The sequence below is a fragment of the Flectobacillus major DSM 103 genome, from assembly GCF_000427405.1.
GTDB lineage: Bacteria > Bacteroidota > Bacteroidia > Cytophagales > Spirosomataceae > Flectobacillus > Flectobacillus major.
Window position 1 is genome coordinate 4,072,178 of sequence record NZ_KE386491.1, and the last position, 19,498, is coordinate 4,091,675.

The 19,498-nt window shown below is 38.3% G+C and carries 16 protein-coding genes and 1 tRNA gene; 16 read left to right on the top strand and 1 reads right to left on the bottom strand.

The window, feature by feature from the left end:
- Positions 1-124 precede the first annotated feature (124 nt).
- The 3 genes from FLEMA_RS72250 to FLEMA_RS72260 all read left to right on the top strand — a co-directional run bounded on the left by FLEMA_RS72250 (position 125) and on the right by FLEMA_RS72260 (position 3,319).
- Entirely contained in the window at positions 125-445 is a 321-nt protein-coding gene (locus FLEMA_RS72250; protein ID WP_044175042.1) for a DUF3467 domain-containing protein, read from the top strand.
- Between the two features lie 268 nt (positions 446-713).
- A complete protein-coding gene (locus FLEMA_RS72255; RefSeq protein WP_044172865.1) occupies positions 714-2,165 on the top strand; it encodes a tagaturonate reductase in 1,452 nt (483 codons plus the stop codon).
- A gap of 146 nt (positions 2,166-2,311) precedes the next feature.
- On the top strand, positions 2,312-3,319 hold the full coding sequence (locus tag FLEMA_RS72260) for a sugar kinase (protein WP_044172869.1): 1,008 nt from the start codon (positions 2,312-2,314) through the stop codon (positions 3,317-3,319).
- Positions 3,320-3,321: 2 nt separating this feature from the next.
- Here the strand turns inward: FLEMA_RS72260 and FLEMA_RS0142250 are convergent, their stop codons facing one another.
- Positions 3,322-4,770 (bottom strand): aminotransferase-like domain-containing protein, encoded by a 1,449-nt coding sequence (locus FLEMA_RS0142250; RefSeq protein ID WP_026997932.1) that lies wholly within the window; start codon positions 4,768-4,770, stop codon positions 3,322-3,324.
- Positions 4,771-4,867: 97 nt separating this feature from the next.
- On the opposite strand from FLEMA_RS0142250, the gene FLEMA_RS72265 reads away from it, so the two are divergent.
- The 13 genes from FLEMA_RS72265 (at position 4,868) to FLEMA_RS72310 (ending at position 19,420) form a co-directional block, all read left to right on the top strand.
- Positions 4,868-5,524, top strand: a complete 657-nt coding sequence (locus FLEMA_RS72265) for a pyridoxamine 5'-phosphate oxidase family protein (RefSeq protein ID WP_044172873.1) — start codon at positions 4,868-4,870, stop codon at positions 5,522-5,524.
- A gap of 123 nt (positions 5,525-5,647) precedes the next feature.
- Complete coding sequence (locus FLEMA_RS72270) at positions 5,648-5,938, top strand: DUF1272 domain-containing protein (RefSeq protein WP_044172876.1); 291 nt, start codon at positions 5,648-5,650, stop codon at positions 5,936-5,938.
- Positions 5,939-6,203: 265 nt separating this feature from the next.
- The gene (uxuA, locus tag FLEMA_RS72275; protein WP_044172879.1) at positions 6,204-7,391 is read left to right on the top strand and encodes a mannonate dehydratase; all 1,188 of its coding nucleotides are present in this window, start codon (positions 6,204-6,206) and stop codon (positions 7,389-7,391) included.
- Between the two features lie 174 nt (positions 7,392-7,565).
- Positions 7,566-8,510: a purple acid phosphatase family protein gene (locus FLEMA_RS72280; RefSeq protein ID WP_044172882.1), complete on the top strand. Its 945-nt coding sequence runs from the start codon at positions 7,566-7,568 to the stop codon at positions 8,508-8,510.
- 240 nt (positions 8,511-8,750) lie between these two features.
- Positions 8,751-9,164 carry a 30S ribosomal protein S12 gene (gene rpsL, locus FLEMA_RS0142365; RefSeq protein WP_026997933.1) on the top strand — a complete coding sequence of 138 codons (414 nt, stop codon included), beginning with the start codon at positions 8,751-8,753 and terminating at the stop codon, positions 9,162-9,164.
- A 152-nt stretch (positions 9,165-9,316) separates the two neighbouring features.
- Positions 9,317-9,784, top strand: a complete 468-nt coding sequence (gene rpsG / locus FLEMA_RS0142370; protein ID WP_026997934.1) for a 30S ribosomal protein S7 — start codon at positions 9,317-9,319, stop codon at positions 9,782-9,784.
- A gap of 248 nt (positions 9,785-10,032) precedes the next feature.
- Positions 10,033-10,103: transfer RNA gene (locus FLEMA_RS0142385), tRNA-Cys, on the top strand.
- 725 nt (positions 10,104-10,828) lie between these two features.
- Entirely contained in the window at positions 10,829-12,034 is a 1,206-nt protein-coding gene (locus FLEMA_RS72285; RefSeq protein ID WP_229359490.1) for a cytochrome c3 family protein, read from the top strand.
- Positions 12,035-12,136: 102 nt separating this feature from the next.
- Positions 12,137-15,202, top strand: a complete 3,066-nt coding sequence (locus tag FLEMA_RS72290; protein ID WP_044172888.1) for a TAT-variant-translocated molybdopterin oxidoreductase — start codon at positions 12,137-12,139, stop codon at positions 15,200-15,202.
- A gap of 73 nt (positions 15,203-15,275) precedes the next feature.
- Positions 15,276-16,682 (top strand): NrfD/PsrC family molybdoenzyme membrane anchor subunit, encoded by a 1,407-nt coding sequence (gene nrfD, locus FLEMA_RS72295; RefSeq protein WP_044172890.1) that lies wholly within the window; start codon positions 15,276-15,278, stop codon positions 16,680-16,682.
- A gap of 92 nt (positions 16,683-16,774) precedes the next feature.
- Complete coding sequence (locus FLEMA_RS72300) at positions 16,775-17,299, top strand: DUF3341 domain-containing protein (RefSeq protein ID WP_044172893.1); 525 nt, start codon at positions 16,775-16,777, stop codon at positions 17,297-17,299.
- Between the two features lie 61 nt (positions 17,300-17,360).
- Complete coding sequence (locus tag FLEMA_RS72305; protein ID WP_044172895.1) at positions 17,361-17,978, top strand: c-type cytochrome; 618 nt, start codon at positions 17,361-17,363, stop codon at positions 17,976-17,978.
- A 107-nt stretch (positions 17,979-18,085) separates the two neighbouring features.
- On the top strand, positions 18,086-19,420 hold the full coding sequence (locus FLEMA_RS72310; protein WP_044172898.1) for a hypothetical protein: 1,335 nt from the start codon (positions 18,086-18,088) through the stop codon (positions 19,418-19,420).
- Positions 19,421-19,498: the final 78 nt, after the last annotated feature.

Below are 19,498 nucleotides of genomic sequence, written 5' to 3' on the forward strand. Positions count from 1 at the left end.
ATTAGAACGATAGTTTTTTAAGGAAATATTAACTTTATTGAAAGGAATTTAGCTAATTCATTTGCTTGATAGGCTGATGTTTTTGCTTAAATTTGAAAAACAATCATTTTTTAGATATACTATTATGGCAGAGCAACAAGAAGAGAACCAAATTAATGTAGAATTGACAGAAGAAATGGCAGAAGGCGAATACGTAAACCTTGCTATGATTGCTCACTCGCAAAGTGAATTTGTCATTGACTTCATCAAAATGATGCCTGGACTACCCAAAGCAAGAGTAAAATCAAGAGTTATATTGACACCCGACCATGCCTACCGACTTTTGAATGCTTTGAAAGAAAATATTGCCAAATATGAGGATGCTTATGGCACTATTTCCGATGAACAAAGCCCTATCGGGTTTCAATTTCCAACCAATTATAATGGCCCAATCGGTGAAGCTTAGTGAGGTATATGTTGAAATAAATGATGCTATTTCAATAATATATTCCTAACTTTCATCAAATACAGCATTTCACTGGAATACTATATTTTCGGTGAAATGCTGTTATGAGTACCTTTTATTCCGCTATAAAAGAGTATTATTCGAGCTACCATTCTTATGTTTTAGACTCATCAACTATATAACTTTAAATTATATCCCTAAAATAGAGTAGAATCATACTGATTTTTTACTTTCTGTATCAAGTATTTACATTTTATTTCGTTGTGTGATGAATCTTAAACTAACAAAATCGTTGTTATCAACAACTGCTAATCAACTAAAAAATCAAGTCCAATTACCTGATGAAAAGTTATTTAGTCTTCCCGAAAAGGTACTACAGTTCGGAACGGGTGTACTTTTGAGAGGGCTATGTGATTATTTTATTGATAAAGCCAACAAACAGGGTATTTTCAATGGCAGGATTGTGGTTGTGAAATCTACGGATAAAGGTGGTGCAGATGAATTTAATGAGCAAGATGGCCTTTTTACACATTGTATTAAAGGACTTGAAAATGGAAAACTTGTAGAAGAAACCATTATCAACTGTTCTATTTCTCGTACATTATCGGCTCGTTCGCAATGGCAAGATATTTTAGCATGTGCTCATAATCCTGAAATGCAGGTAGTTATTTCAAATACAACCGAGGTGGGTATTGCTTTGCTCGAAACAGATAAAGTAACGTCTTCGCCGCCACAATCTTTTCCTGTAAAACTTTTAGCTTTCTTGTATGAAAGATGGAAGGTATTTGGTGGAACTGCCCAAAGTGGAATGGTTATTATTCCAACAGAGCTAATAGTAGGGAATGGCGACAAGCTGCAAGGAATTGTACTTGAACAAGCTCACCGCAATAACCTTGAACCTGAGTTTATCGAATGGATTGAAAATCACAATCGCTTCTGTAATTCGTTGGTAGATAGGATTGTGCCGGGTAAACCCGAAAATTCTACTGAAATTCTACAAAAGTTAGGCTATGACGACGACTTGTTGGTAATGTCGGAAGTATACCGCTTATGGGCTATTCAGGGCGATGAGTATGTAAAAAAAGTACTAAGTTTTGCCCAGGTCGATGAAGGGGTAATAATAGATAAAGACATAGAGATTTATCGTGAGCTAAAACTTCGCTTACTCAACGGAACACACACTTTAACGTCGGGTATGGCTTATTTATTGGGCTTTAAGTATGTAAAAGATGTAATGTCAAATGGTTACTTGAGTCGAATAATCACAAACCTTATGCTAGGCGAATTAGCTTTGGCTATTCCTTATAAAGTAGATTCTAAAGTAGCCGACCGTTTTGGTAGAATGGTTTTAGACCGATTCCGTAATCCATATATTAATCATAAGTTGTTAGATATTACGGTGCAGTATACTACTAAAATGCGAATGCGAAATATTCCTATTTTGTTAGAATATTACCGCCAGTTTGGTCGAGCTCCTGAGCTATTTGCAATGGGGTTTGCGGCATATCTTCAATTTATGCACGCTATCAAAGAGGTAAATGGCGTGTATTATGGCGAGTGCAATGGCGAACATTATGCTATTACTTGTAATTACGCTCCTTATTTTTATGAAGCTTGGAATGACTTTGATTTGCATAAAGTATTGTCGAATACAAGTCTATGGGGCGAAGATTTGACCAAACTCAAGGGGTTTGAGGAGTCTGTAGCAAAATACTTATAACAGTAAAGCCAAGAATCACGTATCAGTTATTGAGCGTGATTTTTTTGACTATAGTAGATTTCACTAAAAGAGGTTTGTAATAGTGTATATGCTTGTTATCTTTAAGATAAATACTTTTACCACTACTCATTTATACCTTTTAGTACATGAAAAAAGTAATTACTTTCGGGGAGGTCATGATGCGACTAACAACCCCTAGTTTTGCTCGTTTTGCACAAGCTACGTCCTTAAATATTAATTTTGGGGGTGGAGAGGCCAATGTGGCCTCCTCGTTGGCTTTATTGGGTATTCCAAGTAGCCATGTAACACAGTTTCCTGACAATGATTTAGGTCGTGCAGCAGCTGCTACTTACCTAAAATTTGGCGTGGGAACAGAATATATGTTGTTTGGAGGAGAAAGACTTGGTATATATTATGTTGAGCAGGGGGCGGCTATGCGTGCTTCTAAAGTAGTTTATGACCGATTTAATTCTGCCTTTGCCAACCTTGTGCCAAGTGATTTTGATTGGCACAATATTCTCAAAGATGCTCAGTGGTTTCATTTTACAGGAATAACCCCTGCTATTTCGGCTTCGGCTGCTCAGGCATGTTTGGAGGCCGTCAAAGTAGCTCATAGCTTAGGCATACCAGTTTCGGCCGATGTGGGTTATCGCAAGAACCTATGGCAGTGGGGAAAAAAGCCCCATGAGGTAATGCCCGAATTAATTGCTTATTGCGACATTATCGTTTGTAGCAAAGGCGATGCCTCAGATATGTTTGGTATTGAACCCAATGATGAAAAAGGAAGCTTTAAGTCTATTTGTCAGCAATTACAAACTCGCTTTCCCAAAATAAAGAAAATCCTTAATACCAAAAGAGGCCAACTGTCGGCCTCGCATAACACCTTGTCTGGGCAGTGCTGGAATGGCACTGAAATGTTAAAGACTTCAACCATTGATATTCCTAATATTGTGGATAGAATAGGCGGCGGCGACGCATTTTTAGCAGGGTTTATTTATGGTGAACTAATCTATCAGGATACCCAAAAAGCATTGGAATTTGGAGTAGCTGCTTCTGCCTTGAAACATACCATTGAAGGTGATTTTAATTTGGTTACAGTATCTGAAATAGAAATGGTAATGAAAGGCGACGTAAGTGGTAAACTCAAAAGGTAAGGTCAAATGATTTCACCTAAAAGATGTATTGCTTCGTCTAGTTCTTTTAAATTCATAGAGGCAAAACCTAGCCTACAGGCATTGACAGGCCGATAAACAATACCATTAGGAAAATATAAGCCTTTTTGTAGGGCTTTTTCGGCTACTTTAGGCAAAGAAATGTTGTCAGCAAATTTTGCCCAAATGGCCATACCACCATCTGGTACTTTAAACTGAATGTTGTTTCCCAAAACATCTTTTAGGGTTTTACAAGCAAAGTCTCGTCGTTGATGATACTCTTTCAGTGCTTTGGCCGAATGTCTTTTTAGTGTTCCATCTTCAAGCATATCAGCCAAGCAACATTCTAAAATGGTATCCCCTTGGCGGTCGATAATACGCCGTATCTTTCCTAATTCATTAATGATTTTTTCAGAAGCTATCACATAGCCAACCCGAAATGTCGGGGCGATTTTTTTGGTAAATGAACCAATATAAATAACCCATCCGCTAGAGTCGGCACTTGCCAAAGGTAAAATGGGTTTGTTAGAATAGTGATAATCGTAGTCATAATCATCTTCTATAATAAAGAATCCATACTTTTCGGCCAAATTTAGTAGCTGAATACGTCTTTCGGGCTTTAATGTTACTGTAGTGGGGTGATAATGGTGCGAGGTAACATATACAGCCTTGATAGTTTGTGTTGTACATATTTCCTCCAGCACATCTATAACCATGCCATCTTCATCTACAGGTATCGTCAACAATTCTGCTCCAAAATGCTCAAATGTAATATTGGTTGCTAAATAGCTCATTTGTCCTACCACTACTTTGTCGCCCAGACGTATCAATGCCGATGCTACCAAATAAATACCCATCTGGCTTCCTCGTGTGCTAATTAGTTGATTAGGATTAATAGACAATCCCCTTGTTTGATTTAGCAAAAAAGATAGTGTTTCTCTAAAACGAATATGCCCTAATATGTTACTATACTGTAAAATAGATGGTTCGCCGTAACGAATATAATGAGCATACAAACGAGCAAGGGCATCACGAGGGGCTAATCTTACATCTGGTAGGCCATCGTTGAAAGCCAATCGTTGCTCAATATTAATGGGTATTTGGATAGGGTAATTTTGGAGGAAATCATGAGGAGCAACCACCTCGTTATTGGTGTTTATTTTAGCAGTTTTTAGGGCTTTGGGTTGAATATTGGGAAGCGTATTGCTAACATAAGTCCCTTTTTGGGGCACAACTTCAATCCAGCCCTGTGCATATAGCTCGTCGAAGGCCGCTACAACGGTTTGTCTATTTACTTCTAAAAGTAGTGCCAATTGCCTTGTACCTGTTAGTAAACTTCCTTTTTTGATAACCCCAGCCTGTATTTGCTGAATAATACCATTGGCTATTTGTACATACAAAGGCAGCGAATGTTTTTTGTTAATAGGAATCAAAGATTTGTAAGGAATTTCCATCTGGACTACCTGATAAATAAAAAGTGGACTAATAAATACATCCAGTAAATTTAGAATTTTGTGTCAATAGTTTTAGAAATTAACTCAGCTAAATTTTATGACAATACGCTCCATTACTAGCAGAACCAAACCGAGCCGTTTGGCCAAAAGAGGCAACTATGACGAAACACAGATTTATCAAATTTTGGATGAAGGGTTGTTTTGTCACATTGCATATACAGAAGAAGGTCAACCTATGATGATACCAACAGGGTATGGCCGAATCGGGAACAAATTGTATATTCATGGCTCGGTAGGAAGCCATTTTATGCGTTGTCTAGCCGATGGACGAACCGTTTGTTTGGCAGTTTCACTTTTAGATGGTTTGGTATTGGCTCGTTCAGCATTTCATCATTCGGTCAATTATCGCTCTGTTATTCTTTTTGCAGCAGGAACAGTGGTGACAGACGAGCAAGAACGTTGGGATGCCTTAGAGGCTTTTACAGACCATATTTTGCCTGGTAGATGGGCAGCAGTACGCCAGCCTACAGCATCCGAAATGCAAAAAACCATGGTAATTTCTTTTCCGATTGAAGAGGCTTCGGCCAAAATGAGGTCTGGTGACCCAAGCGATGACGAAGAAGACTATGATTTAACTGTGTGGGCAGGTGTTTTGCCACTAGAAGTTTTACCACTACCAGCTATTACCGACCCCAAAATGCGATTTGATACGGCCATTCCTGATAATGTCCAGCATTATTCCAGAAAAAAATAGCGTATAATGTATTAGAGAAGCTGTTTAAGCTTTTCTAATACAGCTTCTATTTTAATATCTACGGGCTAGCAATATCCTCATAGGTTTACATGGATTACTATTTACAAAACAAATACATCAACTATGTTAGAAATCAGACCAATATGCGAAAATTGTGGAAAAGCATTGCCAAATGAAAGCGAAGAAGCCATGATTTGTACTTTTGAATGCACTTTTTGTAAAGATTGTGTTGAAAATATACTTGAAAATGTATGTCCTAATTGTGGTGGTGGATTTGAGAAAAGACCAACAAGACCCCAAGAAAAGCTAAACAAATACCCAAGTAAAAAAGAACCTTACTTCAAACCTATCAATGTAGAAGCATTTGCAATACTTAAAAAAGCAAAAAAAGATATAAAGCCCTATGAACGATAATGAGCCTGTTTGATTGAAAGGCTTTGCTATAGAATGAATAAACTCAAGAAGATATTCTGCCTTTGAGAAAAATATAACAGCTTTCAAATAGTATAGCACTACAGGCAAAATAAAGAATAGATAATGAAACTCGTTTTTTCTAGGGTAAATTTTAAGACCAAACGCCTTTAGTAGTATAAACAAGGTAAATACCACGGCAAGTTGCTAAATTGATGTATTTATCGCATAATATTGTTCATTCGTTATTTCAAATTAAGATATTAGTATGCCTTTAGAACAAACATTCCGCTGGTTTGGCCCCAAAGACCCTGTGCCATTATCACATATTCGTCAAGCAGGAGCTACAGGTATTGTTACAGCTTTACACCATATTCCTAATGGTGTTATTTGGACAGAAGAAGAGATTCTTGTACGCAAAGCTGAAATAGAAAAAGCAGGCCTTGCATTTTCGGTCGTCGAAAGTGTGCCAGTACACGAAGATATAAAGAAGCGTTCGGGGCATTATCTACAATATATCGAAAACTATAAGCAAAGTTTACGAAACCTTGGAAAAGCAGGTATTGATACGGTTTGTTATAATTTTATGCCAGTTTTGGACTGGACCCGCACCGACCTAGACTATGCCCTGCCCGATGGCTCAACGGCCTTGCGTTTTGATGCTACAGAATTTGCTGCATTTGAAGTTTTTATTTTGAAAAGAAAAAATGCCGAACAGAGCTATACCGAAAGCCAGTTACAAAAGGCTCAATCATGGTTTGTTAATGCCAATGAGGCCGCCAAAAACAAACTGATTCGTAATATCATCGCAGGTTTGCCTGGTAGCGAAGAAAGCTTTACCGTTGAAGAATTTGCAACAGTATTGGAAGGCTATAAAGAAGTAGGCGAAAAAGAATTACGGGCTAATTTATACGAATTTATTCAAGCTATTACACCAGTGGCCGAAGAAGCAGGCATTAATTTGGCGATTCATCCCGACGACCCTCCTTATCCAATTTTGGGTTTACCCCGTGTAGTAAGTACCGAATCAGATGCTCAACAGTTATTGGCCGCCTATAATAGTAACAATAACGGCCTTTGTTATTGTACTGGAAGTTACGGTGTACGTCCCGACAACGATTTGGTAGGTATGGTTCAGCGTCTGGGCGATAGAATCAACTTTGTGCATTTAAGAGCTACTAAGCGCGATGCCGAAGGTAATTTCCACGAAGCCGACCACCTCGATGGCGATGTCGATATGTATGGCGTTATGAAAGCGTTGTTATTGGAACAGAAAAGCCGACAAGCTAGTGGCAGAAAAGACTATCGATTACCATTCAGACCAGACCATGGCCACCGAATGTTGGATGATTTGAATCCAGAAAAACGAACTAATCCAGGCTATACAGCCATTGGCCGCCTAAGAGGGCTTGCCGAGTTAAGGGGTTTAGAGTTGGGTATTGAAAGATGCCTATAAGTATAGAAAAAGCTTATGCCTACAAGCATAGGCTTTTTTGTTGAGGTGCAATACCGCCCCCAGTTGTATTACTATATCAATAATGAATCATTAAATGATTGCTCAAAAGCAAGAAATTTTTGAGATAAGCTGTTATTTTAGTGGTATTTCAAATTAAACTACAATTCAATTTTCATGAAAAAACTCTTATATGTCATTGCTGTTTGGGTTTTACAAGCCCAATTTATAACTGCACAAACCGTACAAAAGCATGCGAATACCCTTAATTTCTTAGTTTTAGGCGATTGGGGACGAGTGGGAGAAGACCATCAAAAACCAGTAGCCGAACAAATGGGTAAAGTTGCCAAACAAATAGGTAGCGAATTTATCATTTCTACAGGCGATAATTTCTATCCACGTGGCGTTGCCAGCGAGTTTGATCCACTCTGGAAATATTCTTTTGAAGATATCTACACGGCATTTTCATTGCAGTGGGACTGGTATCCCGTGCTAGGCAATCATGATTATGGTGGTAATCCAGATGCACAAGTAGCCTATTCAAAAATAAGTCGTCGTTGGAAAATGCCCGCACGCTACTATGCCAAAACGTTTTCAATCAATGGCGATACAACGCAGCAAGTATTAATCGCATTTATAGACACCAACCCATTGATTCCAGACTTTTATAAAAACAAGGATTATGGACCCAATGTAGTGAGCCAAGATAGTACAGCCCAGAAACGGTGGTTGGAAAATGTTTTATCAAATAACTCTCCTAATATCAAATGGAAATTAGTCGTAGGGCATCATCCACTCTTTACGGCAACTGAAAAACGCCGAGAAGGATACGATACCCGTGCCGTTCGAGCATCCTTGAAAGGAATATTAGATAAATACAGAGTAGATGCCTATATCTGTGGACACGACCACGACCTCCAACACCTTTTGCCAGAAGGAAAAACCCACTATTTTGTGTCGGGGTCGGCATCAGAAAGTACAGCCATAGGAACACTCCCAATAAGCAAGCTAGCAAGCAATGAGTATGGCTTTATGCTCTTTTCGGCTACAGGAAAAAAACTCTTTGTACAGGTTATCAACCACGAAGGGAAGGTAATTTATAATACAGAATTGAACAAATAATAGCGCCTAATTATTGGCATAAATACTTCCCTATAAATGAAAGAAATTGATAAAGCTTTCATTTATAGGGAATTGTTGTTGATAATAATAAAATAATTGGTTCAAACCTTTTGTTTATCAGAGACTTTCCGTAATTTTGCACCCCTGATTTAAGCGACCATATAAGAGTATCCTCACCGATATTGTGTATAGAATCGCTGAAAATCAGCAAAGTGTATCTCTCAATAACAACAAGACAAAATGCCAACTATACAACAGTTAGTACGTAAAGGCAGAGAGCAAATGACTTGGAAGTCTAAATCTCCAGCCTTAGATTCTTGTCCACAACGTCGTGGCGTTTGTACAAGGGTGTATACTACGACGCCAAAGAAACCAAACTCTGCGATGCGTAAAGTAGCCCGTGTACGTTTGACAAATGGTAAAGAAGTAAACGCATACATTCCAGGTGAAGGTCACAACTTACAAGAGCACTCAATCGTATTGATTCGTGGTGGTCGTGTAAAAGACTTACCAGGGGTTCGTTACCACATTATCCGTGGTGCATTGGATACTGCAGGTGTAAACGGTCGTCGTCAGCGTCGTTCTAAATACGGTGCTAAACGTCCTAAGCCAGGTCAAGTACAAGCAGCTCCAACAAAAGGTAAAAAGAAGTAATTTGAAAAACTGAAAGTTTGTCAAGTTGAAAATAGTTACTTCAAGTAAAATATTTTCGGAAAGGCAAAATATCTAATTTCAAATTAACAACAGTCCAGTATGCTTTGTTAAGAGCAGAAGATTGGGCTCAAATTAAAAACTTAACAATTCCAATGAGAAAGGCAAAACCAAAGAAAAGATACGTGTTACCTGATCCTAAATTTAGAGATGTAATGGTAACTAAGTTTGTTAACAACTTAATGTACGACGGTAAAAAATCAACGGCATTCAATATTTTTTACGGTGCATTAGAGAAAGTTGAAGATAGAACGAAAGAAAACGGTTTGGAAGCATTCAAGAAAGCATTAAATAACGTAATGCCAACTGTAGAGGTAAAAAGCCGTCGTGTAGGTGGTGCTACCTTCCAAGTTCCAACCGAAGTTCGTGCTGACCGTAAATTGTCAGTAGGTATGAAGTGGTTAATTCTTTATGCTCGCAAACGTGGTGAAAAAACTATGGTTGACCGTTTAGCAGCTGAAATTATTGCAGCAGCTAAAGGTGAAGGTGCAGCAGTTAAGAAAAAAGACGATACACACCGTATGGCAGAAGCGAACAAAGCGTTCTCTCACTTCCGTTTCTAATTCAAATAAAGTTAACAACATACAGAGATACACTAAAAAGGCAACTTCTTTCAAGAAGTTGCCTTTTTTAATTGTACCGTTTTTATATCAATAAAAATGCACATTTACCCTTAATATTTCTATTATAAGTGTTTTTATTATAAAATAATAGTATTGATAATCAACGAATTGAGGAATATTTTAGGTTTTTACAGGTAAAAATTTGGTAAATAAAAGCATATTGCCTAATTTTGCAGTCCAAACAAAAAGGTCTTGTGGCCGAGTGGCTAGGCAGAGCTCTGCAAAAGCTTGTACAGCGGTTCGAATCCGCTCGAGACCTCATAGTTTTAAAAACCTCTAATTAATTTAGAGGTTTTTTTTTGCTCTTTTCTTACCACATACAACGCATCAATTTATTCATTGAGGGAGCTACTGAATAGTAGAATTCTACCCATTTTTATCATATTATTATACTAGTTTTTCATAAAGCCACTTTTATCACTTTTCCAAGATTAGACTGAGTTTTAATACTTTTTTATCTAAATAGATAATTAGCCATAAAATCTATCAATTAAGTATGATAGGTAGATGTATTTTTTTAAAATAAAAAAATGATAAAAATCACTCATCGACTAGTAAATAGGACAGTTTTAAGGATGGTAGATTGGAAAAAATAAAGTAACTTCGGACGTTCTATTGGTATATTTTAAAGGGTGAAAATTGTAGCTGATTGAATAAATTATGTAGGAAAATGAAGTCATTGATTTTGTGTAAATTATCTAAGGAAATAAAGGAGCGTATATTCAACAAACTTCCAAATAACTTAGAATTATTCTAAATAGTTCAAAACTATACTAATTTTGCTGAAAATCAATATTAAATAAATTGGTTCATAATTATTCCGATTGTACTTTTGTGACCCGAAATAGTAGGTTTCTTTAATTTTTTAGTCAGGTTTTTGAGCAAATGAATACATAAAATATTCGGAACTCTCAGATACTTAGGCGAATAGTTTTAGCTTAGTACTTAATTATTAAAATTAGTTTATAGATTCTTATGATAACCATGAAACGCTTGAAAATTGTTGCTTTAACAATGCTACTGGGAATGTTTGCCTCGGTTGTTAGTGTAAATGCTCAGGATGTAGCAGAAGGCGAGCAAATTTTCAAAAACAACTGTGCGGCTTGTCACAACACAAGTGCAGAACCTTTAGTGGGGCCTGGCCTACAAGGCGTAAGTCAGAGAAGACCATTGGACTGGATTGTAAAGTGGGTTCATAACCCTCAGGCTGTTATTGCCAGTGGCGATAAATATGCCAACGACCTTTACAATAAATTTGGGAAAGCTCAAATGACAGCTTATCCGAGCTATTCAGAGGCACAAATCAAAAGTGTTCTAGCGTATATCGATGCTCAGAATGCAGCTCCTGCAGCTCCGGCGGCTGGTGCGGCTCCTGTAGCTGGTGCAGCTCCTGCAGCTTCATCAAATGGTGGTATGCTTGAGTATATTTTGATTGCGTTGTTGGGTGTTATGGTTTTAGTTTTGGTAGCGTTGTTGTCGATTGTAACAACTCTTTCAAAATTAGCATCTGTTTCTCCTGATTCTGAAGAAGGTCAAAGCATTCCTTTATTGCAAAGAATTGCTGAGAATGGTAAGAAATTGGCTTCAAACAGTGCATTCAAAACAGGTGCAGCTCTATTAATCACTTTGTTGATTGGAAAAGCTACTATTGATGCAGCTTATGGAGTTGGTATTCACCAGGGGTATGCTCCAGAACAGCCAATCAAATTCTCTCACAAACTTCACGCTGGTGATTACCAAATCAACTGTTCATATTGCCACACAGGTGTTTATAAAGGTAAAGGAGCAAACGTTCCTTCAGCCAATATCTGTATGAACTGTCACAACGTAATCAAACGTGAGTCTCCAGAAATCCAAAAAATCTATCGTGCTATCGAGAAAGATGAGCCTATCCAGTGGGTACGTGTTCACAATCTTCCTGATTTGGCTTACTTCAACCACTCTCAACACACAAATGTTGGTGGTTTGGAATGCCAAAACTGTCACGGTGAAATTGAGAAAATGGAAGTTGTCCAACAACGCTCAACACTTACAATGGGTTGGTGTATTGACTGTCATAGAAAAACAGACGTGAATACAAAAGGCAACGCATACTATGATAAGCTTGTTGAAATTCATAATAAAGACAGCAAAGAACCTTTGAAGGTACAGAACATCGGAGGTTTGGAGTGTTCAAAATGTCACTACTAAGAAGTTGAGATGTCAGAAGCGAAGGTTATTCATACTTCTTGCTTCTGACATGTTACTTCGTTTTAATATTCAATAGTTTCTGTTTATACTATTATAATATATATGGAAAATACTACAAAAAGGTATTGGAGAGGGATTGAGGAGTTAACAAACGATGCTGAGTTCGTTAAATATGCAGACCGTGAATTCGGTGATGCTCCATCAGCAGACGAAAAAGGAGGTGCTATTTTCGATGGTACAGGGTCTCATCGTCGTGATTTCTTAAAAGTATTAGGATTCGGAATGTCGGCCGTTGCTTTGGCCGCTTGTGAAGCTCCTGTTAAGAAAACGATTCCGTACCTGAACAAACCAGAAGAAGTAGAACCAACAATTGCCAACTGGTACGCGTCTACTTATGTTGATGGTGGCGACTATGCTTCTGTCTTGGTAAAAACTCGCGAGGGTCGTCCTATCAAAATTGAAGCTAACCCTTCGTCTTCATTAACAAAAGGACTTTCAGCAAAAGCTCATGCTTCTGTATTAAGTCTTTACGATAATGAAAAACTAAAAGGGCCTCAGATTGCAGGTAAAGCTGCTGACTGGGCTTCTGTTGATAAAGAAATTATCGCAGGCCTTTCAAAAGTAGCTGCTACAGGAGGTCAAATCAGAATTGTAGCTAATACAATTTTGTCACCAACTACTAAGAAAGTTATTGGCGACTTTATTGCTAAATATCCTACAGCTAAATTAGTAACTTACGATGCAAACTCTGCTTCTGGCTTGGTTCAGGCCAACGGAGGTATTTTGCCAAGTTTTGACTTTAGTAAAGCTAAAACAATCGTATCTGTTGGTGCTGATTTCTTAGGAACATGGCTTTCATCAGAAGATTTTTCTGCTCAATGGGCAAAAACTCGTCGTGTAAGTTCTGCTAAAGGAGGAAATAAAGAAATGTCACGTCATTATCAGTTCGAGACAATCATGTCTTTGACTGGTGCTAACGCTGATTACCGCTCAACTTACAAGCCTTCTCAAGAAGGTTTAGTGGTAGCTTCTTTATACAATGCTGTAGCTGCTAAAGTTGGAGCTGCTGCATTGAGCGTTCCGACTGTTAAAATTACTAATTTAGATAAAGCTGCTGCTGACTTAGTTGCGTCAAAAGGTGCTTCTATTGTAGTTTCTGGTTCTAACGATGCTTCAGTTCAATCTATCGTAGCAGCCATCAATGGTTTGGTTGGGGCTTATGGTTCAACTATCGACTTAGGAACTCCAGCTAACTATCGTCAGGGTTCTGATTCAGAAATTAACCAATTCATTTCTGAAGCTAAATCTGGAGCTGTTGCTGCGGTGATTTTCTATAATGCAAACCCAGTTTATAACCACCCACGTGGTGCTGAATTAGCTGAAGCTCTTCCAAAGATTGGTCTTTCAATTTCTACTAACGAAAGAGCTGATGAAACAGGGTCATTAGTAAAATACAATACACCAGATTCACACTACCTAGAATCATGGAATGACGCTGAGCCTAAAAAAGGTTATTTCTCATTAACTCAGCCAACAATCTCAACTATTTTCAAGACTCGTCAGGCACAATCTAGCTTCCTAACATGGGCTGGCTTGAATGCTGATTATGCTTCATATTTAGAGGCTAACTGGACTAGCAATATTTTAAAGGCTGGAAAAGTACAATGGTCGAAAGTATTGCATGATGGTGTTCTTGAATTAGGTTCTGCTGTTAGTGCTGCTGCTCCAGCAGTAAATTTAGCTGAAGCTTCTGCGGCAGTTGCCAAAAACTACAAAGCTTCTTCTGATAAATTAGAATTAGCGATTTACGAAAAAGTAGGTATGGGAACTGGTTCTCAGGCAAACAACCCATGGTTACAGGAATTGCCAGAACCAATCTCTAAGGCATGTTGGACTAACTACTTGGCTGTTTCTCAAAAAACTGCGGCAGACTTGAAATTAGAACAAGATCAAGAAGCTGAATTAACAGTAGGAGGAAAAACTATCAAATTGCCTGTGTTAGTACAACCTGGCCAAGCAAACGACACAGTTGCCGTTGCTATTGGTTATGGGCGTACAAAGGCTGGTAAATCGGCAGACGGAGTAGGTGCAAATGCTTATCCATTCATTACATCTGTAAATGGAACATTGGCATTCTTTAATACTGCTGAAGCTTCTATCAAAGCTACAGGAGAAGAAGTTAAGATTGCTCAGACTCAAACACACAATACTGTGATGGCTCGTGAAGCTGTTGTTCAAGAAACAGTATTGGCAGAATACAAAAAGAATGTAGAAGCAGGTCGTTTCAAACCAGAAGTGTTAACAGCTGAAGGAAAGAAAACTGCTACAGATATTTCATTGTGGAATGGCCACAAGTATAACAACCATGCTTGGGGTATGGTAATCGACTTGAATACTTGTACAGGTTGTAGTGCTTGTGTGGTTTCATGTTCGGCAGAAAACAATGTTCCAGTGGTAGGTCGCCAAGAGGTTATCAACCGTCGTGAAATGCACTGGATTCGTATCGACCGCTATTATTCATCAGATGCTGATGTGGAAGATATGAAAGGATTGGAAGTTGCTTCTGAAAACCCAGAAGTTGTATTCCAACCAATGTTGTGTCAACACTGTAACAATGCCCCTTGTGAAACAGTTTGTCCTGTTTTAGCAACAACTCACTCTACAGAAGGTTTGAACCAAATGACTTACAACCGTTGTATTGGTACACGTTATTGTGCAAATAACTGTCCATACAAAGTACGTCGCTTTAACTGGTTCCGTTATTTCCAAACTGACGATTTCGATTTCCACTTGAACAACGATTTGGGTCGTATGGTATTGAACCCAGATGTTACAGTACGTTCACGTGGTGTAATGGAAAAATGTTCAATGTGTGTTCAACGTATCCAAGCAGGTAAATTGGAAGCTAAGAAAGAGAAGAGAAGACCAAAAGACGGAGAAATCCAAGTAGCTTGTGCTCAATCTTGCTCTACAGGTGCTATTACATTCGGTGATATGAATGATCCAGAATCAGAAATTTCACAATTGTTGGCCGCAGAACATACAGGACGTGCATTCGGTGTAATCGAAGAAATTAATGTTAAGCCAAATATCTCTTATTTAGTAAAAGTACGTAACAAAGAAAGAGAAGCTAAAAAGGCTGAAGAAGGAGTAAAAGAACATGCATAAGCAAAATTATGGAGGGTGTAAGCCCTCCATAAATTGCTAAAACAACGAATTTAAAACTATTAAATCTTAAAATATGTCGCACGTAGTATCACCAATAAGAGAAACCCTCGTTGGAGGCGGTAAATCTTATCACGATGTAACAACAGACATCTGCAAGCAAGTAGAGGGCGAACCAACGAAAGAGTGGAAAATTGCCTTCGGCGTGTCTTGTGTGATTTTCGCCTATGGTGCCTATTGTTTAGGCTATACATGGTGGCAAGGAATCGGGGTTTGGGGCTTGAACAAAACTGTAGGTTGGGCTTGGGATATCACCAACTTTGTATGGTGGGTAGGTATCGGTCATGCTGGTACACTTATTTCAGCCGTATTATTATTATTCCGTCAAAAGTGGAGAACGTCTATCAACCGTGCTGCTGAGGCGATGACAATTTTTGCCGTACTCTGTGCTGCATCGTTTATCTTGGCTCACATGGGCCGTCCTTGGTTGGCTCACTGGGCTTTACCATTGCCAAATGCCTTTGGTTCTCTTTGGGTTAACTTCAACTCACCATTGGTATGGGACGTATTTGCGATTTCAACTTACCTTTCGGTATCATTAGTATTCTGGTATTTGGGTTTAGTTCCAGATTTAGCTACAATCCGTGACCGTGCACAATCAAAAGCTTCTAAATTTTGGTATGGTTTGTTCTCATTAGGTTGGAACGGTTCTGCTAAAACATGGGCACGTTACGAATATGTTTCATTGATTTTGGCTGGTATTTCTACGCCACTAGTACTTTCAGTACACACAATCGTATCAATGGACTTTGCAACGTCGGTTATTCCTGGGTGGCATACAACAATCTTCCCTCCATACTTTGTGGCAGGTGCGATTTTCTCGGGTTTTGCTATGGTACAAACCTTGTTGTTGGTTACTCGTGTAGTATTTAAGTTAGAAGATTATATTACAATGGAACACATCGAGATGATGAATATTATCATTACGGTAACAGGTTCAATTGTAGGTATTGCTTATTTGACAGAGTTCTTTATTGCTTGGTATTCTGGTGTTGAGTATGAAAGTTACTGTTTTATCAACCGTGCTACTGGACCTTACTGGTGGGCATACTGGATGATGATGACTTGTAACGTAATCTCTCCACAGTTGTTCTGGTTCAAGAATATCCGTACAAACATTTTGGTATCATTTGTACTTTCTGTAGTAGTAAACGTTGGTATGTGGTTTGAGCGTTTCGTAATTATCGTTTCTTCATTGCACCGTGACTACATCCCATCTTCTTGGGCGATGTTCTCTCCAACAATGTATGATATTGGTGATTATATCTTCTCATTTGGTTTATTCTTCACATTGTTCTTCTTATTTGCTAAATTCTTGCCTGTAATCAACATGGCAGAAGTTAAATCAGTAATGAAAGGCGTTTCTTCAAACTACCCTTACAAGAAGAAATCAGGTGGAGATAAAGAAAAAGTTGCTCATTAATATAAAGTCAAGAGAAATTGAGATGAAAGGTTACTTTCATCTCAATTGATTCACTTTTGACCAAAATACATTACGACATAACGACTATAACAATGAATACAACAGAAAAATACTTGGTAGGAGTTTACGACGATGAGGACGAGGTATTGCACGCAGTTTCTGAAGTAAAAGGAAGCGGTGTGAAAATCGAAGAAGTTTACACTCCATTTCCAATCCACGGGCTAGATGTTGCTCTTGGGCATCCTCGTACAAGAATTCCAATAGCGGCGTTTTTGTTCGGTTTAACAGGTTTGACTTGTGCTCAGTTTTTGATTAACTATACAATGGTTTTTGACTGGCCAATGATTATCGGTGGTAAGGATTTCTTTGCATTGCCAGACTGGATTCCAGTTACATTTGAAGGTACTGTATTATTTACAGCCTTTGGTATGGTATTTACTTTCTTGGTTTCAAATAGCTTATGGCCAGGTAAAGCACCAAAAACTTTTGACTTGAGAAGTACCGATGATAAATTTATTATGGCTATCAACTTGGCTAGTAATAAAAAATCAGAAGCTGAAATTGAGTCGATTTTGAAAGCATCTGGTGCTATCGAAGTGAACGTAAAGCAATTCTAAACATTAGTTGAACAGGGTGTTTCCTACTACTAATGTCCAACGACTAATTACAATCAAAAATATGTTAACTAAGAAATACATAGGTCTGTTTTTATCGGGAGTTGTTGCTTTATCGGCAACTTCATGTAAAGATAGCCATAATGACACAGGGACAGAATTTGCTCCTAATATGTACCACTCAGTGGCATACGAGCCAATGTCTCAGACAGACGGGGAATTGAATACAATTAACCCTTATGGTATGAATATGCGTACTCCTGTCAAGGGTACTGTGCCTCGTGAAAAATTTGCTATATCAGATGGTGATTCTGTGAATAGTAAATTACTTAAAATGGATTTAATTGCTCGTAATATAGATAAAGACGATATGGCTTCTTCAGAGGCTTTGTTGTCAAACCCTTATGCGGCAACTCCTGAAAATATTGAGGCTGGTAAAACCCAATATGAAAGATATTGTCAACATTGCCACGGTGAAACGGGTAAAGGCGACGGTCTAGTAGCAAAAATGTACAAAGGGGTTCCAGTTTATTCTTCGGATGCTTTGAAAGGTGTAAACGATGGCCATATTTTCCATACCATTACACATGGTAAAGGACGTATGTGGGCTCATGCTTCACAAATTTCAACAGCCGACCGTTGGAAAATTGTACTTTATGTACATGAATTGCAAAAACAGTAGTCTTTTATCGTATTTTGATAGCTGGTCACTGTTAATCAATAAAGCACTTGTATTTAATCGATAAGTGCATTCTTTCATACTATTAAACTTACAAACTTATAAGTATAATGGCGGGACATTCACATTTTTCCCCAGCAAACGTCGAAGAATATTTTGAATTCACTTCGGAAGCTCGCAAAAAGTTGATTACAGCAATGATCATCGGTGCGGTGCTTTTGGGTATTGGCGTTTTCTTCTTAGGAAGTGGTGAGCATGAAGCTGCTCATGCAGCGGCAGGACACGCTGCCGAACATGGTGGTGAACACCTATCAGGAGGTGCTGCTTCTCACCATGAGACCTCTTGGAATCCTCTTAATCGTCTTTGGGTAAACCTTTGGATGAACGGAGTTTTCTTTACTGGTATTTCTATTATTGGTATGTTCTTCGTAGCTGTGCAATACCTTGCTAAAGCTGGATGGTCATCGGCAGTAAAAAGAATTCCAGAAGCATTTCCAAAATTCTTGTATTTTACTTTCCCTGTATTATTACTCCTTTTCATCTTTAAAGGAGATGTGATTTTTCACTGGATGCACCATGGTATTATGGACCCAGCTAGTGAGCATTATGACAAAATTATTGCAGGTAAAAAAGGATATTTGAACTTCACCTTCTTCTTAATCCGTCTTGTAGGAATTTTTGTTGTATGGATTGTTCTTTGGAACATGATGCGTAAAAAATCTATTGAAGAGGATTTGAATGGAGGTACTCAGAATTTCTACGACATGGTACGCATTGGTACTGGTTTTGTAGTGGCTATGGGGGTTTCTTCATCATTGTCTGCTTGGGACTGGGTGATGTCAATCGACACACACTGGTTCTCTACAATGTTTGGATGGTATATGTTTGCTAGCTGGCACGTAACTGGTTTGGCTACAATTACTTTGACGGTAGTGTTGTTGAAAGAAAAGGGTTATATGAAGTATGTAAATGAATCTCATTTACATGACTTAGGTAAATTTATGTTTGCCTTCTCTATTTTCTGGACGTATGTGTGGTTTGCTCAATTCTTATTGATTTACTATGCAAACTTACCTGAAGAAACAATCTATTTCTTAGAGCGTTGGGAGGGTCACAACAAAATCTACAAAACTGTTGAGATTTTGAACGTGTTCATGAACTTCTTCTTCCCATTCTTAATCATGATGACTCGTGATGCGAAACGTACACCGATTTTCTTGAAAATCTGTTGCTTCTTCGTAATCGTAGGACATTACTTTGATTTTTATCAAATGATTATGCCTGGTACAGTAGGACCTCACGGTGGCTTTGGACTAGTTGAATTTGGTTCTGTTCTTTTATTTGCTTCAGCATTTATTTATGTTGTTTCAAACGAATTAACGAAAGCTTCTTTGGTAGCAAAGAATCACCCATTCTTGCCAGAGGCACTTCACCACGATATTTAATTGAGCGTCGGATGCCTTTGGGCATCCGATTATTTTCTCAAAAAATACCAATTCAGTAAAACAATTTTGCTGAACATC